We start from the raw sequence: 23,159 nt of genomic DNA on the forward strand, positions 1-23,159 counted from the left end.
AAGAATTACCACCAGCTGAATGGACTCAGCAGGTGGTACGTTCTCCTTATATTTTAATTTTTGCCAGGGGCAAGTTCATTATCATGACAGAGAGAACAGGTCACAACATCACCTTTTTTCAGGTTAATGGTTTTACCTTCATTGCTTAGCGTTCTATTGGTTGCAGCACGAGAAAGCACTGAGCCTTCACCCGCCAAACCATGACAAGCACGACAGCTATCGCCATTCTTTTCCGCCAGATCTTCATGACCGCCATCGGAGAAACGTGTATCCCCAACTGGATGCATACCATGAGGTCCTTCCAGAGTCACACCTAAATCACCTTCGTGACAAGTGGTACACTCGATAATAGCGCCCGTATGTCCCTGCAAATCCATAGCCGCTTTATTATCATTGGCAAAGGGATTTTTATTAGGCCAAATAGCATGGGTACTACCATGACAGCCTTCACAACTTAAGCCGCCATGACCTTTGCCACTGCCATTATCTGCACCACTTAAGCGATACAAGCCCTCTGTCGTAGCAAAACGTGAGTCAGGGAATTTAAAGATTGATAAATCATCCGGTCCACCATTGCTCTTATGATCAGACAAACGATAGGACATCAGCAAACGCAAACCGTCCGGATTATTAGCACTATCAATCGTATTCATCACCGTATCATTTAAACTGCCACTTTGTTTTAGCTGCTCAACTTCCATCACATCACCGACATGACAACTATCACAGGCAGGCTCAGATGCCCAGGAAACCCGTTTGGATAAATCAGCACCTGCGGGAAAACCTGCAATGGGGAAGTTTTCAGTGAAATCATCACCCACTTGAGTCATCTGACCATGACAATCCTGACAGACTGTACCTGAGCCTCCCATCGCACCACGTAAGCATTTAGCTCGCTTGCCCGGATGACAGTTATAACAAGTTTCCATTAAGGTTTCTTCGGCCAATAATGGATCACGGTTTAAGCCAGGAGGTGGCATAATGGGGAAAAGATGCCCATAACTATTCGGATCGGTTTGTGGCAATGAACCATGTACACTATGCATCGCACGCGACATACTGATATGGTTTTCCTGTTCTTTACCGTTCTCATTAGTCGGACCTAAATGTGCCAGATCCAATGCGGGTGAATAGTGACAATTGGCGCAGACAATATTAGGACTTGTTCCATCACCATTGGTGCCGTCAGCAGCCGTACCAGCAATTGCAGTCTGATATTTAAAGTCATGCAAGCGTACAATATTAATTTTTGCACTATTGATGACTTGCTGCTCTACAGTAGTACCGATCACCATATTTGCATCCGTGACAAAATTAACATCCTGAAGGTAATTATCATTGGCTATATTGTCACACACCAGAGTATTGCTCGTATCGTGATCACAGATATTCTGACTGGCATGACATATTGCACAATCCGCTTCAGAGGCAACCGGAACAACAGCATCAACCGAAGCCAGAACATTATTGCTAGCATCTCTGGCTTCGATACGCATTAATGGATAAGGGTTTGAACGACCGTTATCATCTACCGCAGAAATAGGCACACCTTCAGCCGTATAACGCTTATAGTTATTTATCGTATAACCAAAGGGAAAGTTAACAAAGAATGGATAAGTCTCTACAAAGCCATTAAATGGTTGTGGCTCATTCAGTGAACCTGGCATCGCAGACTGTTCGGCATGTAAGCCCAGACCCAATATATACAACTTTTCTACATCGGGTGCTGGCAAACCTAAGTCAGGCGTTGAAGGAAAAAGCGCCAGAATATCCGTTGGATAAAGCGCTTCATAAGCAATGAAACCTATTTTATCAATACCTGTCGAGGATGGGGGTACCGTATCCCAGAAGTTATTCTTAAAAATCCCCGGTAGATTATAACCCGTACTAGTAAACGAATCACTTGCATCGGGTGGACGGTTAGAATCAGTCAGATCAGAAAAATAGTTTGAATTGACTGCCTTATAAGTCACATGAATGCCATCAATCGGTGACATCATTTGTGGTTCTTTGCCTTTTTTCAGCACTTGAGCATTAATGACATTATAAGGTGGCAAAATACTGAAAATACGGAAATCTTGATCGGCACAGTGCATACCTAGATCATTAGCCGCCAGTATAGTGAAATTCCCAAGAGGATTACCCGGTGGAGGTGTACCGCCGTTGCCATCATCACAATCGCTTGGGGCATTTTTTACTTTTTTTTCAGCACTTGAACCATCAGATTGCACCGCTTTGATTCGACAAGGAACGGATGTCAAATTATATTCTTTGACTTTCCATTTTTTATCATCGACTTCATCACTGCCAATAACGGCGTTACTTGAAGCGTTGTACACAATGACTTCTTTGCCATTACGTCCTTTGCCTTTGATTTTTATACGGGACTTTTCATCGTCCCATTTTGCTTCCTTAATGGAAAACTTTTTTTTATTTGAATCATCGTCATCACTGGCGATGGCTGTTTGCATTGACATCGATAAAAATACTACCGATATCCCTAACAGAATATGCCCTTTTTTGTTATTTAAACTCATTAGATTCTCCTTCCTAATTACAGTTATAAATTTAAAGAAACATCTGTAGACTATATTAAGTCCCCTCTTACAGAATGAAGCAAGACTAGCATACGAAAATGAATTAAACCTTAAATCCCTTAAGGTTTGGGATGTTTTTTAGTTTTATGCGTTTTTTTATGACGACTATCACGTACTGATACCTGCTTTACGGTCAAAACTATCATTTGTATGCATTAGTTACTGCCTTTATCTATATTCTCAGCCATATCATCTGAAGTATCATTGGATGCCTGTTCAGTATTTTTCTTTTCCTGAGCATCCATTTGCTGATAAGTTTCCCGTAAGGCATCTAGCTCAGCATCAATATCTATGCGTTCGTTAATTGGTGCTTGCTCATCATTTTCACTATCCACATCAACAGAAATGGCTATATTTGCCAAAGAATCATCATTAGATTCCGGATCAGTTTCACTATCCGATGACACGGCTTGAGCGGTAGCTCCATCCCCAAAATCCAACTCTGCATTAATCACATCAAGATCACGTATTTCTGATAAGGGTGGTAGTTCATCCAGTTTTTTCAAACCAAAGTAATCTAAAAATGTTTTTGTGGTCGCATACATTGCCGGTTTACCCGGTACATCACGATGACCAATAATACGTACCCATTCTCTTTCAACTAAAGTACGCATGATCTGACTACTAACACTCACGCCACGAATTTCTTCAATTTCACCACGAGTCACCGGCTGTCTATAAGCGACCAAGGCCAAGGTTTCTAGCAAGGCACGAGAATATTTCTGTGGTCGCTCTTCCCATAAACGTGACACCCAAGGTGCAACACTTTGTACCACTTGAAAACGAAAGCCACTGCTCACTTCAATTAATTCCACGCCTCGCGACTCATAATCCTGCATTAATTGCTCTATGGCCTGACGAACAGCCTCTTTACTCACACTTTCCTGATCCATAAATAAGGCACAGATTTTATCCAGAGAAAGGGCTTTTGAGGCCGCTAAAATTGCCGCTTCAACAATGTTTTTTATGCTTTCGGGGGTATGGATATGATGGGCAGTTGTTACCTTTGAATTTGCTTCAGATTGAGTCTCTTTTTTAGCTTCTTCTTTAGAGCGTTGTTTCAGAGAGGCCAGAATATCGGGCACTTCCTCCTTGATGGCGGCCTGAGGTATAGGCGTTTGCTCTTCAGTACTATTATCGTTAGAGGCTATATTGTCATTGTCATTGCTCATAGGCTTGCTCATTACTTATAAATTTGCTTATACAGTTGCTTATACTATCAATTATCAAAAGAACTATCATTCATGGCTATTTCTGCACCCTCTGCCCCATCATTATCCAAGGCACTGCCCGATAATGGTTTGACGTGAATTGAACCATAGGTTTCAGTTTGCACAATTTCCAATAGACGTTGCTTGCTCAGTTCTAAAATGGCTAAAAAAGTGACCACGACGCCGCCACGACCTTCCTCATACGTAAACAATGCCGTAAAGCGTGTAAAGCCCTGACTACCCACTTTTTCCAGTACCATACTCATACGTTCACGTACCGATAATGTTTCTCGTTCAATATTGTGATGGGTAAACATCGAAGCACGTTGCATCACATCTTTTAAGGCTAACATCAGCTCTTTCATACTGATATCAGGCTGATGGGCGGGAGTACTATAATCAATATCGGTTGAGACTGAAAAAACATCCCTGCCCATGCGCGGTAATTCATCAATATCCATCGCCGCTTTTTTAAAACGTTCGTATTCTTGTAAACGGCGAATGAGTTCTGCGCGTGGATCGGCTTCATCATCTTCTATAGCTTCCAAACGCGGTAGCAACATACGCGATTTAATTTCTGCTAACATCGCCGCCATGACCAAGTATTCTGCGGCTAATTCAAACTGAAAATCTTGCATCAATTCAACATATTTAACATATTGTTCAGTGATTTCTGCAATGGGGATTTCCAGAATATCGAGATTCTGACGTTTGATAAGATAAAGTAGTAAATCCAGCGGCCCTTCAAAGGCTTCCAGAAAAACTTCTAATGCTTCGGGGGGAATATATAAATCTTTTGGCAGCTCAGTAACCGGCGCACCCTGCACATAGGCAAAGGGCATTTCTTCCTGCTGAGGATTTTGCTGCGCTGGCTGTTCAGCCACGTTTTTTACATCCTGTTTAGATTGGGTATCAGTGCTTTGGTTGTTATCCACTGGTACGCTCAAGCAACTTAATATTCATGATTATTATCCATGCACATGATCTTTTTGTAACTTCTGTTTACTATGACATTTGGAATAGACAAACTCAGGATCGAGATCAGCACCCGAATTCCATTCAATCGTGTCAAAAACAACATGAACACTTTTAAACTCATTATGATTTTTTAATTCTTTAAACACACCCTTATCTAAGAATGGCTTCATATCTAAAATACCACACTCACCATTATCAAATTCAATAATAAGCTCGTAGTCACTGCTCGCTGTTACTGTTTTTACTGATGGGTACATAGAGTTTAATTCTCACTTTAAGGGCTGAATTTTAAAAGGCTCTTCGCTATTCATGACTAAATTCCAATCAGCCATTAATTCTTCCTGATGCAACTCGGCCCAAGCCAAAACTAATTTTGACTGTTTCCTTGGTAAGTCACCTTGCAGGATTTCACATATCCGAATATCTACTGTTGCCTTATGCTCAGCATAATAAACATGAAAATGAGGTGGGGGTGTTCACCTGGAGCATAATACATACGAACAATAATACCATAAAACATTGAAATTGTTGGCATAACTGTTATCTCTTATTTAGCACATTATGTAATTAACGATACTGAATACCAATTGCCTGACGCACTTCATCCAGGGTATCACTGGCTAAATCAGAGGCAAATTCGCGACCTTCGGCAACAATTTTTCGTACCATAGCACGGTTTTGACTGAACTCTTTGGCACGCTCCTGCATCGGTTTTAGTTCTGCTTGCACAGCATCAATGATGGGACGTTTACAATCCAGACAGCCGATACCTGCGGTTTTACAACCTTCCTGCACCCAGTCTTTTACATCATCCGTGGAATATACTTCATGTAATTGCCAAACAGGGCATTTTTTTGGGTCGCCCGGATCAGTTAAACGCACACGATTAGTATCCGTCGGCATTTTACGCAGTTTTTCATCAATAGCGTCCATATCATCTCTTAAAGAAATGGTATTGCCATAAGATTTTGACATTTTCTGGCCATCTAAGCCCGGCATTTTTGATGCAGGGGTTAATAGCGCCTGAGGTTCAGGCAGAATGATTTTTCCTGAACCTTCAAGATAACCAAATAAACGCTCTCTATCGGCCATGGTAAGGTTTTGCTGACCTTCTAATAAGGCTTTGGCTGTTTCCAGTGCTTCATGATCGCCCTGCTCTTGAAAGCGATTGCGTAATTGTTTATATAATTTCGCTTGTTTTTTACCCATTTTTTTAATGGATGTTTCAGATTTTTCTTCAAAACCTGGCTCTCTACCATAAATATGGTTAAAGCGACGCGCGACTTCACGGGTTAACTCTACGTGTGCCACCTGATCTTCACCGACAGGCACTAAACCGGCACGATAGATCAAAATGTCAGCGCTTTGCAGTAGTGGATAACCAAGGAAACCATAAGTTGCCAAATCTTTTTCTTTTAATTTAAGTTGCTGATCTTTAAAGGACGGCACACGTTCTAACCAGCCCAAAGGCGTGATCATTGACAGTAATAAATGCAACTCAGCATGTTGTGGTACTTGAGATTGAATAAATATTTTCGCAGAGCCGGGATTCACGCCAGCCGCCAGCCAGTCAATCACCATTTCCCAGGTGCTTTCTTCGATATTTTCAGTTTCAGCATAATGGGTTGTTAGCGCATGCCAGTCAGCAGCAAAAAACAGACAATCATATTCGTGTTGCAGCTTAATCCAGTTTTTTAATACCCCATGATAATGCCCCAGATGAAGCTGACCTGTAGGTCTCATGCCTGATAAAACGCGCTGTTGATGAATCGGTACGACCAAAATTAACTCCGAAAAAATTATAAATAAAAAGAAACGGTTCAGTGTAGTTCCCGTACCCGATTAAATAGCTTGTCTTTACAGGGACGCTCAAACACATCCATGTGATCGCTTTATGAAAATATCCCTATTTTCAAAACCCTGTAAAGACAAGCTATTCAACCGGATACTCAATTGATACTTAAAATCTGTTGAATAGTTACAAAAACTTACTGAATACCATTCAATAAGCGATAAAACACTTCAGCATCCAAGCCTGAGATAGCCGCCAATGTCACCATGAACAGACTCACTACAGGGAAAATAATGTAAGACAGCATCCCCGTCACCATTAAGCCAATGATAATAAAAAAACCATAGGGTTCAATTTTACCATATTGCTGAGATGCTCTGGGTGATAACAAACCGGCCATAATTCGCCCGCCATCTAAGGGAGGAATAGGCAATAAATTCAATACGCCCAGAATGACGTTAATCGTAATACCCGCCACGGGCATTAATAGAAAAAACAGGCTAATTGACGAGCGACTATCAACAAACATTACACTAAAATGCAGTATAATAGCCCAGATAAAAGCCATAATGAAATTACTGGCTGGCCCTGCCAATGCGACCCACATCATATCTTTTTTCGGATTGCGTAAGTTTCTCACGTCAATCGGCACCGGCTTCGCCCAGCCAAAAGCAAAGCCCGTCAAAGTAATCATCAAAATTGGCACGACTACCGTACCAATGGGATCAATATGTTTAAACGGATTAAAGGTCAAACGACCTAACAAACGTGCCGTGGAATCGCCCTTACGATCCGCCATCCAGGCATGAGCTGCCTCATGTAAAGATACTGCAAAAAGTACCGGTAAAATCCAAATTGTTATTTTTTGTATTGTCGCTGCGTCCATTAAAAAATTATACCATTTTATAAAATGAAAAGCCCTCAAGCAAAAAGAGCACTGACTTTATCGCACAATCACTCAAACGGTGATGCATCTCCCAAGCCTTTACGCACCACCACTGGCACATCTTCTTCAAAATCAATCACCGTCGTCGCCTCGAACCCACAAAAACCACCATCAATAATCAAATCTAATTGATGTTCCAGTAATTGTCTGATCTCATAGGGATCCGTCATCGGCATATCATCATTGGGTAAAATTAAGGTCGAACTCAGTAAAGGTTCGCCGAGTTCTTCCAATAAAGCCTGTGCAATGGCATTATCCGGCACTCGAATGCCAATGGTTTTACGTTTAGGATGCATCAACCGCTTTGGCACTTCACGAGTGGCCTTTAAAATAAAGGTATAAGCACCGGGCGTATGGGCTTTTAATAAGCGATAATGGGAGTTGTCCGCCTGAGCATAGGTGCTGATTTCAGACAAATCACGACACACTAAAGTAAAATTATGCTGTTTATCTAATTGTCTAATTGAACGAATTTTGTCCATCGACTGCTTATCACCGATATGACAACCAATGGCATAACCGGAATCTGTGGGATACACAATCACTCCGCCCTGACGCACAATATCTGCTGCCTGTCGCACCAGACGGCTTTGAGGATTCTGATCATGTATTTGAAAAAACTGACTCATTAATAAATTTCCATACTCGTAAATAAAAAAGTGTTATAAAAACAAATCCCACACGGGCTTACACTTTGCTGGTAACTCAGGCAAACGCCCTAATTTAATCCAGGGAAAAGCGGGATCATGAAAGTCAGAACCCGACGAAGCATATAGGTCAAAATCATCGGCATGACAGGCCATAGTTTTCATTTCATTGACATCATGACTCCCAGAAACCACCTCAATGGCCTGACCTCCTGCAGTCACAAAATCCTTAAGCAGCTTGCGCAACTTGGTGCGAGTCAATTTGTAACGCGCCGGATGAGCAATGACTGCCACACCACCCGAACCGGTGATCCAACTCACCACATCTTCCAGACTCGCCCAGTCACCCGTCACATGCCCCGGTTTGTTATTCACCAGATAATGCTTAAAGACACTGCGCACATTTTTCGAGTAACCTGCTTCAACTAAAAAGTTTGCAAAATGCATACGGCCTAACATATTTCCACCGGATTGACGTTTAGCCCCTTCGTAGGCACCTTTAATACCGGATTTTTCCAGCTTTTCCGCCATTTCCACCGCACGTGTCTCACGAAAATCCTGCAAACCTTGAATGCCCGCTTTCAACGGTACATATTCAGGGTCAATATTCAGTCCCACAATATGCACCGTGCGCTTATCCCAGGTCACCGATAACTCGATGCCATTAATAAAACGAATACCTAATTCATCAGCACTCTGCCGCGCTTCGTCCAAACCATCCGTACCGTCATGATCAGTTAAAGCCAGCACCTCAACACCAAATTCGGCGGCCCGGGCAACTAAATCTGCCGGTGCTAGGCGACCGTCTGAGGCCGTTGAATGTGTATGGAGATCTATTTGCATAATTGTCTTAATGTTAAATGAGTCATAAAACCACCAATTTTAACCTATTTATCGGACTAAAATGCGCTTTTCACTGAATTTATTCACAAATAGTGAGTCGAAGCTATTTATCACGGTAAAAATTTGTTCTTATGACTTTAAAATGGCAAAATGTCAGGCGCTTTGGCTGTTTAATTAGTTTAATTAAGTGACCTTGGACTTAACACGACTTATTGCAACAGCGCCCATAAACCCGTTGGGGAAAAACCACAGACCACTATGCTAAAATTTATCTACGATTTTTTACCCATCATTATCTTTTTCGCCACTTATAAATTAACCGATAATGATATCTATGCTGCCACTACCGCAGCCATCATTGCCACTCTAATCCATACCGCTATCCAATGGTTTATGCACAAAAAGTTGGAAAAACAACATATCATTAACCTCGTCGTCATTTTGCTCTTCGGCGGCATGACGCTACTCTTTCATGATGATACTTTTATCAAATGGAAAGTCACCGTCATCAACTGGATATTTGGTCTGGTTTTATTAGGCAGTCAGTTTTATGGTGAAAAAAATATTATCCAGAGACAATTAGACGAGGCTATACAATTACCCGATAACATCTGGTTCAGACTCAATATGATGTGGGTGGTCTTTTTTATGTTCTGTGGCTTACTGAACCTATACGTTGCTTTTTATTATGGCTTATCACTCAGCGAAGAAGCACGACAAGCATTTTGGGTCGATTTCAAAATGTATGGCATGCTGGGGCAGACCTTTGTTTTTATGATCTTTCAGATAATCTATTTACAACGTCATATACTCGTCCCCGAAGAATCCGATGAAAACACCCGTAACAAGGAAATCAATTAATGCTATATGCCATTATTGCCAGCGATATCGAAAACACCTTAAGCAAACGCTTGGCCGCACGCCCTGATCATTTAGCCCGTTTAGAAACACTTAAAGATGAAGGCCGTTTAATTATTGCCGGCCCTCACCCAGCCATTGACAGCAATGACCCCGGCGAAGCAGGTTTCACCGGCTCACTGGTCATTGCCGAATTTGGAAGCTTAGACGATGCTCAAAAATGGGCAGATAAGGATCCCTATATCAGTGCCGGCGTTTATGACAAGATCGTCGTAAAACCCTTTAAAAAAGTTTTACCATAATATCGCCAAGTAGCAAATTAACAGTCAATTAATAAATCCACTTAAGGAAAGATAGTGATGAAAGCAAATACTTATACAAAAAAAAACCTTTTAGTTTTAGCCATTTCCAGCCTATTATTAAGCAGCTCAATCGCGATAGCAGCTGATGCGGTCTTAGCCACCGTCAATGGTAAAGACGTGACACAAAGCCAGTTAGAAATCGCCGCTGCTCAGAGTAAAGTTGATCTCAAAGCCATTACCCCTGAACAAAAGAAATTACTCACTGAAGCTCTCGTCAATCGTCAACTGGTATTAGACGAAGCCATCAAAGCTAAATATGACCAAAAGCCAGATATTGCAGCACGGGTCAAAGCACTCACAGAAAGTTATATTGCCGCTAATTACCTTGCTTCAATCGCTAAAGAATTCAAAGCAGATGACAATACACTGAAAGCTTATTACGATAAAAATGTCATTAAAAATGTACCCAAGGAATACAAGGCGCGTCATATTCTAGTCAAAACAGAAGACGAAGCAAAAGCGCTGATTAAAGAATTGGATGGTGGTGCTGATTTTGCAAAACTAGCCAAAGAAAAGTCCACTGACTCGGGTTCCGGTTCTCGTGGTGGTGACTTAGGTTGGTTTACTGACAAAGATATGGTCGCCCCTTTTGCTGAAAAAGTGGCGGGGTTAAAAAAAGGTGAACTAAGCAAAACGCCAGTGAAATCACAATTCGGCTGGCACGTCGTTCAATTGGACGATACCCGTGATACCACACCACCAAAATTTGAAGCGGTTAAAAACGAAATTGAAAAAGTGCTAATCAAAGAAAAACTCAATCAATACCTAGATGATTTGAATGCCAAAGCTAAGGTTATTTTAAAATAAATTGCTGGGGATATTAAAATATCCCCGCTCCCCAGCTGTTTTGGCTCATACTTTAAATTGCACGATCATATTATCCAATTCATCAGATAGTTGTTTAAGCGCGTTACTAATATTTACTAATGTGGCTATACTTAACCGGACACACAACTTAAAATAACTAAAAGATAAAAAGTGTGACCTAAAATGAATGATCAAACAAAAAAACCGAATAAAAGCTATACATCAGAATTTAAAGAATCAGCTGTCAAATTAGCTAATGAGACGGATCAACCCGTTTCTCAGACTGCCAGGGAGCTAGGTGTTAATGTAAATACTCTACATACCTGGATCAGTAAATATTCCAAACCGGTGAAGACGGTAGCCAATAGAAGTGATGAACAATTTATGATGAAGTCGTCAACTGCCAGGAGCTTCAGGCGTGATTTATAAAAGCTATACAGCGTACTTTGCAAGGGAAACTTTGTGAAGTACGCATGGATAACTGATCAGGCTAAAGATTACCCGGTAACGATTCTGTGCCGTTTTATGGATGTTTCCCGTAGTTGCTATTATGATTGGGTTAGCTCTCCTAAAACGGATAGAGAGAAAAAATGAAGCGCTTACTGAGCAGCTAAAAAACTGTTTGAAGACAGTCGCAAGACTTATGGAACCCGTCGTCTTAAAAAGAAAACGGCTGAAAAAGGCGTTCATATAAGCCGCCGGAGAATTGGTCGATTAATGAAAAAAGCCGGTTTGTTTTGTAAAACGAAGAACGCTTTAAAGCGACGACTAATTCCAAGCATAATAAGCGTATATCTCCAAATTTACTGGAAAGAGAGTTTACTGTCTCTCAACCTGATCGCTACTATGTGGGTGATATTACCTATATTGCCACCAAGGAAGGCTGGTTATATTGAGCGGTTGTCATTGACTTATTCTCTAACGAATTGTTGGCTGGTCGATGGATGAGTGCATCTAAATTTCGTTTGACATTATTCTCTGATAACTGACTAATTGTTAGGATATTTTCGTTAATACCTTCTATGGCGGCTTTTTGTTCGCTAATGGAATTGTTTATTTCAATATTACTGGTTTCTATTTGAGAGACCTTGGGAGTAATGACTCTTAGGGAGGCTTCTGTCTGATTGGCTAAATCGACACAGGCTTCAACTTCATTACTGCTATTTTTCATTTCATTGACAGCTGAGTTCACGCCCTTCTTCAGCAGGTCTATCATCTGTTCAATTTCCAGTGTCGATTCCTGTGTTTTACCCGCAAGGGAGCGGACTTCATCTGCCACAACCGCAAAACCACGTCCCTGCTCTCCTGCTCTTGCTGCTTCGATGGCAGCATTAAGTGCTAATAAGTTAGTTTGCTCCGCAATACTTTTTATAACATCTAAAATTCCGCCTATTGACTCCGTTTCTTCGGACAATTCATTAATCACAACTTCTGAACGTTCTACATGAGTCGCTATTTTTTTAATTGAATTAATAGTTTCTTGAATGATTTTATCTCCCTTACAAAGCTCCCTATTTGTTTCTTTAGAATGAGAGGTCATTTCCTGACTATTTTGCGAAATATTGGCAATAGCAGTTTCTACACCCATTGCAGCATTGCTGAGCTGTTTTATATTATCTTTTTGCTGACTAATATTACTCTGGTTGGTCATCATAGATTCGGATAGTCCCTCGGATGATTGATTGACTTCATAAACCAAGGGTTTGATCTTAGAAACAAGTCCATGTAATTTATTGATTGTATTAGAAATTGCTTTTTCAATTTCAGCAATTTCATCCTGACGCTCACTTTGGGCTATAACAACCGTTAAATCACCTTGGCTCACCGCAGTTAATGACTTGGATATTGAATGAAGTGGTTTTAACGATTTACCAAGATATAAGTAGATAAAAATAATAGCTGCAATGCTAATTATTATTAATAACAATATTGCAGTGATATTAATATTTTTTTGTGAATTATAACTAGCTGTATTATCGCTAATTGTTATCAAATTTCCAATTAATTGCTCACCATGTTTAATAGTCAATATCGTTGTTGAATAAATTTTATCATCTTTTTTGATAACAAAATGTGCTTCCTTTTCAACCGGCCAATCATACTGACTTAACTCCTCATTCAAATCAACTTCAGAATATGATTTTATCCGTCCTGAGATATCGGCAATGTAAACCTGTATATGTTGGCCATTTTTTAGTAAATTAATGGCTTTATCAAAATATAAAGAAAATGAACCCACACCAATTACTTTACCTCTTTTAGTGATTGGAAAAACAAGTTCCGCTTGAAACTCACCGTTAGAGCTTAATGTAATATCAGGTTTATTTTTCTTTTCTTTAATGGCTAAAAGTGATAACTGATTATTTTTTCCTAGATTATTTTTATCCAGTGCATCAAAAATAATTTTACCCGTATTGTCCGTTAACTGTAAATTTGAAATAACCCCCTGACTGACTAAGGAATTAAAAGTTGTTGAAACGTTTTCGTATAAGTAATTAATATCCTTTTTTTCAATCGCTTTTTTTAATTTCCGATCCCGTGTGATATTTTTTATATTGGGTTCCATCTGAGCATATTGATTAACAGAAATTAAATCCCATAATTGTTTTTTACCATTAATTGCCAGTTCATTGTAGCGTTCCTCTGCTTCATTAACATTCAGATAGCTAGAAATAAACCCCGCAGTAACGATGATAACAATCATAACAATGACAGTGATAACAATTCTGTTTTTTAAACTCATAATGCTCAACTTCCATTTAACTATATAAAGTTTATGGAAACTTTATTCAAATAAAAAAGCTTCCATCAACATTGTTGCAAGTAATTTTTCATTCAACTGGGTAGCCTGCTTTTTTCCAGGCAGGAAAACCATCACGATAATAATAAATATTAGTAAATCCCCAGGAAACTGCTTTTTTTGTTGCGTTCGAGCTTCGCATACAACGCTCACCATTACAGTAAATAACCGCAGGCTCTGTTTTTTTCATTTCTTTTAATAAGTTTTCTTCTGAAAAATTTGTTTTAACATTTAATTGAATAGCATCTGAAACTCGCCCTGCATTCCAGTCTTTATCCTTACGTACATCAACGAATAATACCCCATCATCAAAAAGTTTTTTTGCTTCTTCTGTCGTGACAGACTTAGCACCATCTACCGTCATTGGTGAAACCTTATCACCCGCAAAAGAGATTTGAATACAGGCAAAGCCTAACAAAAAGATGACCGCTAAACTTTGAATATGATTTTGCATAAAATTTTTCATTTTTCTTCCTTTTCAACTATATCGGTAATTATCGACATTACTTTAACCTAAAAAATCAGCGCTTAAAATAACCGTGATAATTTAGAGTATAGGAGGAATTATGGAAAAATATAGAAGAAAAAGTTTAAAATATTGTGAAAAAATTATTTTTTACTTATTTTGAGAATTATAATAGCTTACATCAGCAAGTTTGATTTCAGATCGCTTCAAACCACAAGCTTTTTCACTCACGGACTGTTTAATGGTGTAAATTTCACCACCAATATCTTTGTCTCGATCAGCCAAAACGATTAATTTTTGTTTTTTAGTCTGTTTATCTGCACCCAGGAGCAAAATGATATTCGGGCGTAATGGTTCTTCATAATGACTATCAACCACAATGGCCACATCATCATTACTCAGTTGTACCAATGTACCGGGAGGATAGAACCCCAAACATTCTACAAACTTCGTCATCAAGGCAAAATCCAGATGATTACCACTTTTTTGTTGCATAATTTCTATGGCATTTTCATGGCTACATTCCTGCCGATAGCTTCGATCACTGGTAAGCGCATCATACATGTCTGCGATTGCAACAATACGAGTTGCCAGCGTCAACTTATCCCAGCCAATCCCTCTCGGATAGCCCTTGCCATCGACTCGTTCATGATGCGAGTAAGCGACACTAATGACTGAGAGAGGTATTTTCCCTGGTGATTTTTTTAAGATTTTTAGACCCAGAACCGTATGGTACTTCATGATCTGAATCTCTTTGCCCGCAAGCTTGCCCGGTTTATTAAGAATTTTTTCCGGGACAAGCCCTTTACCCATATCAAACAGCAATCCACACAAACCTAATTCTTTTAGCCTTACCACCGATAGTCCAATATGACGCCCCAGCACAAGGGACAAGACACAGGTATTCACCGTATGTTGGATGGTATAATTGTTACTGCTTTTCCATTGCGTCAGCCAGAGAAAGGTATCCGGTGTTTTAATAATACTGGCAACCAATAGCGCGATCACCTTTTCTGCTTCTAATAACTCAAGCGTCTGTTTCTGTTCGATGCGTTTGAACAAGCCTTCAACTAGCGTATTGAGTTGTTTGAAAATAGCCCCTGCCTGATTTATTTCCGTAAAAAAAGAGCTGTTTTTGCTGGGCATTACTGGATAAACAAGTTGCCGTAATTGTTCTTGCTGTAGCGATTTTATTTCTATTTCAAAAATACGAGAGCGATCGACAATAACAAATTCACAATGCGCCTGCACAATGGCAATATGTTCGTCTATGGAAAGAAAAAAACCATGAAATACAAATGGCGATACCAGCCAGGAGCGATCCAATTCAGTCACATACATCCCCAATGTCAATTGCGACACGGGGATTTTTATTTGACTAAGATGATTGTCTGGTGGATTTTTTTTCATTTTAATCTGCTTAAAAATTCATAATGCCAGTGTGGACAAGTTACCATCAGCAAGCATGAGTACGCTGTCCATTCGTGATGCAAGTTTTTCATCATGCGTCACTAGGACCAGACTAATATTCATTTCTTCATTCAGTTTGATTAATAAATCATAAACTTGCTTGGCCGTATGATTATCCAAATTCCCCGTTGGTTCATCTGCCAATAAGCACTTGGGATTGGTCACTAAGGCACGCGCAATCGCCGCACGTTGTCGTTCACCACCAGAAAGTTCGCCTGGCTTGTGTTTAAGTCGATGGCTCAGCCCCACTTGATCTAGCAGATAAGCCGCTTGCTCCTTTGCCTGAGCTGTACTATCACCACGTATCAATAGTGGCATGGCGACATTTTCTAACGCAGAAAACTCATGCAATAAATGGTGAAACTGATAAACAAAACCCAAGGTATGATTGCGTAGCACGCCCAATTTTTTAGGGTTTAAACGACTGACATCCTGACCATCAATGATCAGTTTACCGGATTTAATTTTATCCAAGCCACCCATCATATAAAGCAAGGTGCTTTTTCCTGAGCCTGATGCACCGACAATTGCCAGGCGTTGCCCAGCCGTCACTTGCAAATTAATATCTTTAAAAATATCGACACGGCTAGTACCGTCATCAAAATACTGAGTGATATTCTGGCAATCGATAATGATCTCTTTATTAGCAGTCTTATTCATAACGTAAGGCCTCCGCAGGTTGTACTCGGGAGGCTCGCCATGCCGGATAAATAGTTGCTAGCACGGTCAGACTGAATGAAATAATGCCTGTTGTCAGTACATCCGACCATTTCATTTCAGAAGGTAAATCGCTAATCAGATATATTTCCGGGGCAAGAAATTTTATACCCAGCACACTTTCTAACGCAGGGACAATGGTTTGAATGTTTTGCGCGGTTAAGATGCCTGAAGCCATGCCCAGTAGTGTGCCAACGATGCCAATCACCATGCCTTGAGCGATAAAAATCCGCATAATCATTCCCGGACTCGCCCCCAGAGTACGTAAAATAGCAATGTCTGCTTGTTTGTCACTCACGACGATCACCAGTGTTGAAACAATATTAAATGCTGCCACAGCAATAATCAATGAGAGGATAATAAGCATCATAGTTTTTTCAATATTGATGGCACGAAACAGATTAGCATGGTGTTGTGTCCAATCAATCACGCGGTGATAGCCCGGTATTTTTTGCTCAATTTCACGGCTAATTTTGGGTGCATTATAAAGATCATCTAACTTCAGACGGATACCAGTGACCAAGCCTTTCATTTTAAATAACACTTGGGCATCGCGAATATGAATAAGCGCCATATTAGCATCATATTGATTATGCCCCATTTCAAAGATACCCACGACAGTGAAACGCTTGAGTCGGGGCATTATACCTGCGGGAGTCACATTAGCAGACGGTGTGACCATGGTGATTTTCGAACCGACTGTTGCACCGATAGAGCGTGCCAGGAAACGTCCTAAAATAATGCCATATTTGGTATCATTGAGAGCCTCATAGCTACCTCGGTAGATTTTTAAGGAGACTTCTGACACGCTTTTTTCTTCTTCGGGGTCAATACCACGTACCAACGCACCATGTACATTAGAAGCATTGGTAAGCATGGCTTCTTTTAGAATGTAGGGAGCAGAGCCTTCAACATGGGGCTGTTGTTCCACCAGTTTATCGACATCTTGCCAGTTTTGTATTTTACCATTCATGCCACTGATCGTTGCATGTGATGCCATACCGAGAATGCGATCACGAATTTCAGATTGAAAACCGTTCATTACCGATAGCACTGTAATCAATGCCCAAACACCAATAGCAATGCCGGTGAATGAACTGAGGGTGATAAAGGAGATAAACTGGTTTCGTCGTTTAGCACGGGTATAGCGGAAGCCAAGAAAGAGTGAAAGAGGTTTAAACATAGTTGCTTTGGATGTTTCCTATTTTATGTGTGTTTTATGTGTGTTTTATGTGTGTTTTATGTATAGTTGTGTGCTTGTTTTTAGCAAGAGCGTATAAAATTGAGTTGTTTAACCAGTTCTATACCTTCAGGTGCTTTAGCGCCGGTAAATCTTACGCCATAGGCCAGTACTTCTACGCCATTTTTTTCTGCTTGTGCCAATGTTTGTGCATAAAGAAGATCAATTTCATGGGCGGCACGAACACTTTCTATGTCATCGCGTTGCACACAAAAAAGTATCACGCCCCGATGTCCCTGTTGCACCATGAGCTCTAACTCACGCAGATGTTTTGTACCCCGTGCGGTCACGGCATCAGGAAAAGCAGCCACGCCTGCTTCAAAACTGGCGGTGACGTTTTTCACCTCAATATAACATTTTTGACCATCAATTTGGGTTAATAATAGGTCTATGCGGCTTTTTTCTTCACCATAGGGCACTTCGGTTTGAATTTGAGCAATATCACTCAATTCATGAATCGCCCCTTTTTCAATGGCTTCATAAACGAGTTTATTAGCCAGTAGAGTATTAATGCCGATCAAGCCCCCACTTGCTGAGCGCGACGAACTAATATCCTGAGTACTTGAAAGCTCCCAGCTATAAAGGTATTTACGTTTAGGATTATGGCTATTGCTGATCCATATAGCGCTGTCAGGAATAGCACAGCCCTGCATAGAACCGGTATTAGCCGTGTGGATGGTAATAAATTTTATTGCTTGGCCATCAACGTCTATCGCCTCAGCCAATTCAATATCAGCTAAAAAGCGTTTATAGCGTTTAATTAAACGTGCCTTGATCAGTGGCTCTGAATATTTCACCCTAAGAAATCCTGCAAGCGTTGCACTGCGTCTTGTAGGTAGCTAATATCCTGGGTATAGGCGAAACGAATATAGCGCTCTGGATGATGATTGCCAAAGTCGATGCCTGGTGTCAGTGCAAGCCCCGTGGCATTGAGCACATCATGGGCAAACACCATGCTGTCATTTTTGTGATTTTTGGTATGAGCACTACAATCACAATAGAGATAAAATGCCCCCTGAGGTTTGACCGGCAGTTTAAAATCCAGCGCCTGTAGCTGAGGATAGAGAAAGTCTCGACGTTGTTGAAAAATAGCTCGACGTTGCTCTAAAATTTCAATCGTCTCCGGTAAAAAAGCCGCCATAGCCGCATATTGTGCGGTAGTTGGTGCGGCCAGAAAGAGATTTTGTGCTAAATGATCACAGGCCTGCACCAGATGCTCAGGCACAATACACCAGCCCAAACGCCAGCCAGTCATCTGGAAGTATTTTGAAAAACTATTGACAATAATAATGTGTTGTTCGTATTGGTTCGGCTGCTGATCGTATTGTTGATTAGGCACACATGATAAGGCACAACTGGATTCAATCTCATAAACCAGCCCTTGATAAATCTCATCAACAATGAGATAGGCATTTTTATCTGTCACCAATTGAATGATTTTTTGCATCTCATCCTTCGGCACGATAGTCCCAGTAGGATTAGCCGGTGAGGCAATGAGTACGGCTTTGGTGTTTTTTTGCCAATTTTTTTCGATAATTTCAGCAGTTAATTGATAGGCACTGGATTCATCCACGGCAATTGCCTGAATTTCTCCAGAAACAAAACGGACAAAGTTTTGATTACAGGGGTAGCCCGGATCAGCGAGCATGACCCCATCACCCCGATCAATTAAAGCCCCCATTATCAATAACAAAGCACCCGAAGCGCCCGGCGTTACAACGACACGTGAGGCGGGAATATCGAGCGCATAAGTGCTTTGATAATAATCGGCAATAGCCTGTCTTAAAGCCATAAGCCCCAGACTCGGGGTGTAATGAATATTGCCTTGTTGCAGGGCGGCAATCCCTGCGTCAATAATAGGCTGAGGGGTTTTAAAGTCTGGCTCCCCGACTTCCAGATGAATAATATCACGTCCTTGGAGTTCCAACGCCTTTGCCTTGCCCAACAAGGACATCACATGAAAGGGCTGAATCACATCCATGCGCTGTGCCAGAGCGCTTACAGTCCTAGTGCTAGAAGCGTTAGTGCTAGAAGACTTGGCGCTTTGGCTCATGCCTGAAACATTTTTTGCGCAGTTTTCAGGCTAAAATAACTATCGTCACAGTCACCTTGTAGTACGGTCATTGGCTGCTCGGGATCACCAAAGTCAGAAAGCACTAAAGTCGCACCTGCACCAGCAAAATCATCATCAGCCGTATAGCCATTGATGGTCACGATGGTTTTTAAATTTGCACCGCAAGAGGATAAAACCCCATTATAGGAATCTTCAAAAGCCAAACATTGCTCAGCTTTAAGGTGCATTTTTTCCATGGCATAAACATAAATATCAGCGGCTGGTTTCTTAGCAGGAACGATATCGCCTGCCGCAATCACTTCAAACCAGTCAAGCGACTCAGCACCCAGCGTATGAGTTAATAAGGAGGTCACATTAGCCGGTGTTGTCGTGGTCGCAATGGCCATACGCATGCCTGCATCACGTGCTTCCTGAATCAGGCGTACAACGCCGGTGCGCAATGGCACAGCACCATCGGCCATTAACTGAATATAGAATTCAGTTTTAGAAGCATGCAGTGCCGCAACAAAAGCAGCAAAATCAGTTTCACCGGGTTTAGTTTGCTCAAGCGAAAACTCCTGGCCACGTTCATCGGGAAAAAAGTCTTTGAGATAATAACGAATACGTTCTTTGCCACCGGTTACTGCCAGTAACTTGCCATAAAGCTCAACACTCCAGTGCCAGTCAAGCCCAGCTTTTTCAAAAGCCATATTAAAGGCAACCAGATGCCCATCTCGCTCAGTATCAGCCAATGTCCCATCGACATCAAAAATTAACGCTTCTAATTGACTCATGTCACTCTCTCTGTTCTTTAATTTTGTTAAATATAACTACTCTATATGGCTATTATACCCCTAATACTTGGAAATGCAGGCTTCGTTATTTTAATTTATAACCTCAATCATGTAGTACTTATACAATCAATCGGCTATAAATCAAAATGCCTCGCTGCATTTCCATGTATCCGGGGTATAGTCACCAAAAACTCAAGTCAATCCGAACTATAAATAACACTATTTAAGGCCTCTTTTTAATCCTTTATAAAATAATGATATTTCATTCAAAAATTACTTTTACCTGTAAAAAATCACAAATTAGGACTAAAATGTAAGTAATAAACAAAAAAGCCGTTTAAAATTTGCCATAGTGCGTGGATTTTGTTATATATTCACATCTTTTTAAAAACAGGCTGGAGTCCAATCGATGCCAACACAAAAAAGCACACAACCAGAAAGTGCTAAAGATGCCTTTGTACCTTATAAGGAAAAAAAAGGCGAAGAGTATATGAACGAAAACCAGCAAGCGCATTTTAGCTCCATTTTGCTTGCCTGGAAAAAAGAATTAATGGAAGAAGTCGATAAGACTGTAACGCATATGAAAGATGATGCAACCAACTTCCCCGATCCCAGTGACCGCGCTTCTCAAGAAGAAGAATTCGCCCTGGAACTCAGAACTCGTGATCGTGAACGTAAGCTTATTAAGAAAATTGATGAGTCAATAGAAGCGATGGATTCTCAGGAATATGGTTTTTGCGAAACCTGTGGTATTGAAATCGGTATTCGACGTCTTGAAGCACGCCCTACTGCGACTCAATGTATTGATTGCAAAGAGTTGGATGAAAGAAAAGAAAAAACCAGTTAATAGCGTTTTTTAAACTAATTGGTTTGAATCAATTGTATTTGACTCATAAGACACATGAGTCAAAAACGATTTAAAATCGGTTGACTCTAAGCTAATACCCTCCTACTACGTCTTTCACTATTCACCTGTTGTTCTTCCTGCCTTCTATCTTCCTGCACTCTGAGTTTGTTTTCTGAAGCAAAGGCCATTAAAAAAGTAAATGAATCCGGCGATTTTGTTTCTAAATCTCGATCCACAATCAAGCAATTAACACCATTAATAATACAGGGGTGGGCACTTTTACAATAGTGCAAGCGTTGATCTTCGCCAAAGCTGGCCAGCGTTGTCGCTAAACGTTCACACCAGTCACTGGGTCTGAACTTATTTCCATCTTCCTTAATCCCTTCGATAATAATGCGTTCCGAATTTGCTGACATTTAATTCTCTCTCCCTCATCACACACTTTAATTAAAATGCTATGCTTGGCTAATGATTTTTACTTTATTATTGTATGTATACCCATGACACTTGGAAATGCAGCAAGGCATTTTGGCTAAGAGCCGATTGATTGTATAAATACTACATGATTGAGGCTTTTAGTTACATCTCTTAACAAAGAGAACGAAGTCTGCATTTCCAAGTGTCATGGGTATATATACGTGACACTGTACCAATAACTATAGACACTGACTTTGAAAAAAACCAATTTAAAGACAAATAATTATCGTGGACGCTTTGCACCTTCACCCACGGGTGAATTGCACTTCGGTTCTTTATTAGCTGCAATGGCCAGCTATACGGATGCAAAAAAAAATAATGGCCTATGGTTATTGCGTATCGATGACATCGATCAGGCTCGCGTGATCGACCAATCCGACTTGCACATCCTCAACACGCTGGAACAATGTGGCTTTGAATGGGATGAAAGCGTGACCTACCAAAGCCAGTGTCTTAAGCACTACCAATTGGCATTAGAACAACTTGAGCATTCAGGACTAAGTTATGCTTGTTCTTGTTCACGAAAACAAATTCAGGCGATAATAGAGAAGAATCATCTCCCCCCGAGCATCTACCCCGGCACTTGCCGAAATCAATCTATTATCGCAGACAATTCTGCCACTCGTATTCAAGTAGCTGATACGCCAATCGGCTTTAATGATTTAATTCAGGGAGATTGCAGCTCTATTCTTAGCGAAGACAGTGGTGATTTTATTATTTTGCGCCGGGATAAAACTTTTTCCTATCAACTGAGCGTGGTTGTGGATGATTTTCGCAGTCAAATTACCCATGTAGTACGAGGCGCTGATCTACTTAATTCCACTGCTCGGCAAATTTATTTACAACAACAATTAGCCTATCCCAGCCCTCAGTATGCCCATATTCCATTAGCAGTCAGCTCGGATAACCTTAAATTAAGCAAGCTCAGTCAAGCTAAAAAAATCCGCTGTGATCTTAAAACATTGACCCTTGCAGCTGATTTTTTAGGACAAAGACCAATAAATCATCACGACTTAGAAAGCAAAGCTGACTTTTGGCAATACCTACTCAATGTTTGGGATATAAATCGAGTTCCAAAGATGGAAAAGCAGATGGTTTTGGTTTAATCTAAGGTCTGATACCCGTGATACTTGGAAATGCAGCGAGGCATTTTGACTGAGAGCCGATTGAGTGTATAAGTACTACATGATTGAGGCTTTTAGTTACATTTCTTAACAAAGAGAACGAAGTCTGCATTTTCAAGTATCTTGGGTA

24 protein-coding genes and 2 pseudogenes are annotated in these 23,159 nt (G+C 40.7%); 8 read left to right on the plus strand and 18 right to left on the minus strand.

Annotated elements, in window-relative coordinates:
• Nucleotides 1-53 precede the first annotated feature (53 nt).
• The 9 genes and pseudogenes from JEU79_RS26595 to JEU79_RS15065 all read right to left on the minus strand — a co-directional run bounded on the left by JEU79_RS26595 (nucleotide 54) and on the right by JEU79_RS15065 (nucleotide 9,014).
• A complete protein-coding gene (locus JEU79_RS26595; protein WP_246540324.1) occupies nucleotides 54-2,537 on the minus strand; it encodes a hypothetical protein in 2,484 nt (827 codons plus the stop codon).
• A 215-nt stretch (nucleotides 2,538-2,752) separates the two neighbouring features.
• The gene (gene scpB, locus JEU79_RS15030; protein WP_198264759.1) at nucleotides 2,753-3,769 is read right to left on the minus strand and encodes an SMC-Scp complex subunit ScpB; all 1,017 of its coding nucleotides are present in this window, start codon (nucleotides 3,767-3,769) and stop codon (nucleotides 2,753-2,755) included.
• A 47-nt stretch (nucleotides 3,770-3,816) separates the two neighbouring features.
• A complete protein-coding gene (locus JEU79_RS15035) occupies nucleotides 3,817-4,650 on the minus strand; it encodes a segregation and condensation protein A (protein ID WP_198266029.1) in 834 nt (277 codons plus the stop codon).
• A 126-nt stretch (nucleotides 4,651-4,776) separates the two neighbouring features.
• Entirely contained in the window at nucleotides 4,777-5,043 is a 267-nt protein-coding gene (locus tag JEU79_RS15040) for a DUF2442 domain-containing protein (protein WP_198264760.1), read from the minus strand.
• A 12-nt stretch (nucleotides 5,044-5,055) separates the two neighbouring features.
• Nucleotides 5,056-5,321, minus strand: a pseudogene (locus JEU79_RS15045) (DUF4160 domain-containing protein).
• Between the two features lie 32 nt (nucleotides 5,322-5,353).
• Nucleotides 5,354-6,571: a tryptophan--tRNA ligase gene (locus JEU79_RS15050; protein WP_425511181.1), complete on the minus strand. Its 1,218-nt coding sequence runs from the start codon at nucleotides 6,569-6,571 to the stop codon at nucleotides 5,354-5,356.
• A gap of 203 nt (nucleotides 6,572-6,774) precedes the next feature.
• Nucleotides 6,775-7,464, minus strand: coding sequence for a site-2 protease family protein (locus JEU79_RS15055; RefSeq protein ID WP_198264761.1), 690 nt, complete (start codon nucleotides 7,462-7,464; stop codon nucleotides 6,775-6,777).
• 68 nt (nucleotides 7,465-7,532) lie between these two features.
• Nucleotides 7,533-8,153, minus strand: coding sequence for an L-threonylcarbamoyladenylate synthase (locus JEU79_RS15060; protein ID WP_198264762.1), 621 nt, complete (start codon nucleotides 8,151-8,153; stop codon nucleotides 7,533-7,535).
• Nucleotides 8,154-8,186: 33 nt separating this feature from the next.
• Nucleotides 8,187-9,014 carry a PHP domain-containing protein gene (locus tag JEU79_RS15065; protein ID WP_343074974.1) on the minus strand — a complete coding sequence of 276 codons (828 nt, stop codon included), beginning with the start codon at nucleotides 9,012-9,014 and terminating at the stop codon, nucleotides 8,187-8,189.
• Between the two features lie 258 nt (nucleotides 9,015-9,272).
• Here JEU79_RS15065 and JEU79_RS15070 point away from each other — a divergent pair, with 258 nt between their 5' ends.
• The 6 genes and pseudogenes from JEU79_RS15070 to JEU79_RS28705 all read left to right on the plus strand — a co-directional run bounded on the left by JEU79_RS15070 (nucleotide 9,273) and on the right by JEU79_RS28705 (nucleotide 11,989).
• A complete protein-coding gene (locus JEU79_RS15070; protein WP_198264763.1) occupies nucleotides 9,273-9,875 on the plus strand; it encodes a septation protein A in 603 nt (200 codons plus the stop codon).
• Nucleotides 9,875-10,174, plus strand: a complete 300-nt coding sequence (locus tag JEU79_RS15075) for a YciI family protein (RefSeq protein ID WP_198264764.1) — start codon at nucleotides 9,875-9,877, stop codon at nucleotides 10,172-10,174. Before JEU79_RS15070 ends, JEU79_RS15075 begins: the two co-directional genes overlap by 1 nt.
• Before the next feature lie 57 nt (nucleotides 10,175-10,231).
• The gene (locus JEU79_RS15080) at nucleotides 10,232-11,041 is read left to right on the plus strand and encodes a peptidylprolyl isomerase (protein WP_198264765.1); all 810 of its coding nucleotides are present in this window, start codon (nucleotides 10,232-10,234) and stop codon (nucleotides 11,039-11,041) included.
• A 183-nt stretch (nucleotides 11,042-11,224) separates the two neighbouring features.
• Nucleotides 11,225-11,419: pseudogene (locus JEU79_RS15085) on the plus strand (transposase); the annotation flags it as partial.
• A gap of 84 nt (nucleotides 11,420-11,503) precedes the next feature.
• Nucleotides 11,504-11,635 carry a hypothetical protein gene (locus JEU79_RS27505; RefSeq protein ID WP_281400922.1) on the plus strand — a complete coding sequence of 44 codons (132 nt, stop codon included), beginning with the start codon at nucleotides 11,504-11,506 and terminating at the stop codon, nucleotides 11,633-11,635.
• Nucleotides 11,636-11,659: 24 nt separating this feature from the next.
• Entirely contained in the window at nucleotides 11,660-11,989 is a 330-nt protein-coding gene (locus JEU79_RS28705) for an IS3 family transposase (protein ID WP_198266032.1), read from the plus strand.
• Here the strand turns inward: JEU79_RS28705 and JEU79_RS15095 are convergent.
• The 8 genes from JEU79_RS15095 to JEU79_RS15130 form a co-directional block, all read right to left on the minus strand.
• Complete coding sequence (locus JEU79_RS15095) at nucleotides 11,904-13,784, minus strand: methyl-accepting chemotaxis protein (protein WP_198264767.1); 1,881 nt, start codon at nucleotides 13,782-13,784, stop codon at nucleotides 11,904-11,906. The genes JEU79_RS28705 and JEU79_RS15095 overlap by 86 nt on opposite strands.
• 88 nt (nucleotides 13,785-13,872) lie before the next feature.
• Nucleotides 13,873-14,295, minus strand: a complete 423-nt coding sequence (locus JEU79_RS15100; RefSeq protein ID WP_198264768.1) for a rhodanese-like domain-containing protein — start codon at nucleotides 14,293-14,295, stop codon at nucleotides 13,873-13,875.
• A gap of 162 nt (nucleotides 14,296-14,457) precedes the next feature.
• Nucleotides 14,458-15,717: an HD-GYP domain-containing protein gene (locus JEU79_RS15105; RefSeq protein ID WP_198264769.1), complete on the minus strand. Its 1,260-nt coding sequence runs from the start codon at nucleotides 15,715-15,717 to the stop codon at nucleotides 14,458-14,460.
• Nucleotides 15,718-15,735: 18 nt separating this feature from the next.
• A complete protein-coding gene (lolD, locus tag JEU79_RS15110) occupies nucleotides 15,736-16,437 on the minus strand; it encodes a lipoprotein-releasing ABC transporter ATP-binding protein LolD (protein WP_198264770.1) in 702 nt (233 codons plus the stop codon).
• On the minus strand, nucleotides 16,430-17,677 hold the full coding sequence (locus JEU79_RS15115) for a lipoprotein-releasing ABC transporter permease subunit (RefSeq protein ID WP_198264771.1): 1,248 nt from the start codon (nucleotides 17,675-17,677) through the stop codon (nucleotides 16,430-16,432). The genes lolD and JEU79_RS15115 overlap by 8 nt, the downstream gene beginning before the upstream one ends.
• 80 nt (nucleotides 17,678-17,757) lie before the next feature.
• Complete coding sequence (sfsA, locus tag JEU79_RS15120; RefSeq protein ID WP_198264772.1) at nucleotides 17,758-18,531, minus strand: DNA/RNA nuclease SfsA; 774 nt, start codon at nucleotides 18,529-18,531, stop codon at nucleotides 17,758-17,760.
• Nucleotides 18,528-19,715, minus strand: coding sequence for an aminotransferase class I/II-fold pyridoxal phosphate-dependent enzyme (locus JEU79_RS15125; RefSeq protein WP_198264773.1), 1,188 nt, complete (start codon nucleotides 19,713-19,715; stop codon nucleotides 18,528-18,530). Before JEU79_RS15125 ends, sfsA begins: the two co-directional genes overlap by 4 nt.
• Nucleotides 19,716-19,783: 68 nt before the next feature.
• Nucleotides 19,784-20,581, minus strand: coding sequence for an HAD-IA family hydrolase (locus tag JEU79_RS15130; protein WP_198264774.1), 798 nt, complete (start codon nucleotides 20,579-20,581; stop codon nucleotides 19,784-19,786).
• 409 nt (nucleotides 20,582-20,990) lie between these two features.
• Between JEU79_RS15130 and dksA the strand changes: the two genes are divergently transcribed.
• Entirely contained in the window at nucleotides 20,991-21,428 is a 438-nt protein-coding gene (gene dksA, locus JEU79_RS15135; RefSeq protein ID WP_198264775.1) for an RNA polymerase-binding protein DksA, read from the plus strand.
• 86 nt (nucleotides 21,429-21,514) lie between these two features.
• Here the strand turns inward: dksA and JEU79_RS15140 are convergent, their stop codons facing one another.
• On the minus strand, nucleotides 21,515-21,844 hold the full coding sequence (locus tag JEU79_RS15140) for a DUF3579 domain-containing protein (RefSeq protein ID WP_198264776.1): 330 nt from the start codon (nucleotides 21,842-21,844) through the stop codon (nucleotides 21,515-21,517).
• A gap of 255 nt (nucleotides 21,845-22,099) precedes the next feature.
• Between JEU79_RS15140 and gluQRS the strand changes: the two genes are divergently transcribed.
• On the plus strand, nucleotides 22,100-23,011 hold the full coding sequence (gluQRS, locus tag JEU79_RS15145) for a tRNA glutamyl-Q(34) synthetase GluQRS (RefSeq protein WP_198264777.1): 912 nt from the start codon (nucleotides 22,100-22,102) through the stop codon (nucleotides 23,009-23,011).
• Nucleotides 23,012-23,159 lie beyond the last annotated feature (148 nt).

It is taken from the genome of sulfur-oxidizing endosymbiont of Gigantopelta aegis, assembly GCF_016097415.1.
Classification (GTDB): domain Bacteria; phylum Pseudomonadota; class Gammaproteobacteria; order GRL18; family GRL18; genus GRL18.

Excerpts from the sequence above, each read along its gene's own strand:
- JEU79_RS15105 (WP_198264769.1), bottom strand. The coding sequence starts at position 15,717 with ATGAAAAAAAATCCACCAGACAATCATCTTAGTCAAATAAAAATCCCC.
- JEU79_RS15065 (WP_343074974.1), bottom strand. The coding sequence starts at position 9,014 with ATGCAAATAGATCTCCATACACATTCAACGGCCTCAGACGGTCGCCTA.
- JEU79_RS15130 (WP_198264774.1), bottom strand. The coding sequence starts at position 20,581 with ATGAGTCAATTAGAAGCGTTAATTTTTGATGTCGATGGGACATTGGCT.
- JEU79_RS15125 (WP_198264773.1), bottom strand. The coding sequence starts at position 19,715 with ATGGATGTGATTCAGCCCTTTCATGTGATGTCCTTGTTGGGCAAGGCA.
- JEU79_RS15140 (WP_198264776.1), bottom strand. The coding sequence starts at position 21,844 with ATGTCAGCAAATTCGGAACGCATTATTATCGAAGGGATTAAGGAAGAT.
- JEU79_RS15075 (WP_198264764.1), top strand. The coding sequence starts at position 9,875 with ATGCTATATGCCATTATTGCCAGCGATATCGAAAACACCTTAAGCAAA.
- dksA (WP_198264775.1), top strand. The coding sequence starts at position 20,991 with ATGCCAACACAAAAAAGCACACAACCAGAAAGTGCTAAAGATGCCTTT.
- JEU79_RS15040 (WP_198264760.1), bottom strand. The coding sequence starts at position 5,043 with ATGTACCCATCAGTAAAAACAGTAACAGCGAGCAGTGACTACGAGCTT.
- lolD (WP_198264770.1), bottom strand. The coding sequence starts at position 16,437 with ATGAATAAGACTGCTAATAAAGAGATCATTATCGATTGCCAGAATATC.
- JEU79_RS15060 (WP_198264762.1), bottom strand. The coding sequence starts at position 8,153 with ATGAGTCAGTTTTTTCAAATACATGATCAGAATCCTCAAAGCCGTCTG.
- JEU79_RS15070 (WP_198264763.1), top strand. The coding sequence starts at position 9,273 with ATGCTAAAATTTATCTACGATTTTTTACCCATCATTATCTTTTTCGCC.
- JEU79_RS15115 (WP_198264771.1), bottom strand. The coding sequence starts at position 17,677 with ATGTTTAAACCTCTTTCACTCTTTCTTGGCTTCCGCTATACCCGTGCT.
- JEU79_RS26595 (WP_246540324.1), bottom strand. The coding sequence starts at position 2,537 with ATGAGTTTAAATAACAAAAAAGGGCATATTCTGTTAGGGATATCGGTA.
- JEU79_RS15055 (WP_198264761.1), bottom strand. The coding sequence starts at position 7,464 with ATGGACGCAGCGACAATACAAAAAATAACAATTTGGATTTTACCGGTA.
- JEU79_RS15080 (WP_198264765.1), top strand. The coding sequence starts at position 10,232 with ATGAAAGCAAATACTTATACAAAAAAAAACCTTTTAGTTTTAGCCATT.
- JEU79_RS15095 (WP_198264767.1), bottom strand. The coding sequence starts at position 13,784 with ATGAGTTTAAAAAACAGAATTGTTATCACTGTCATTGTTATGATTGTT.
- JEU79_RS15100 (WP_198264768.1), bottom strand. The coding sequence starts at position 14,295 with ATGCAAAATCATATTCAAAGTTTAGCGGTCATCTTTTTGTTAGGCTTT.
- JEU79_RS15035 (WP_198266029.1), bottom strand. The coding sequence starts at position 4,650 with ATGCCCTTTGCCTATGTGCAGGGTGCGCCGGTTACTGAGCTGCCAAAA.
- scpB (WP_198264759.1), bottom strand. The coding sequence starts at position 3,769 with ATGAGCAATGACAATGACAATATAGCCTCTAACGATAATAGTACTGAA.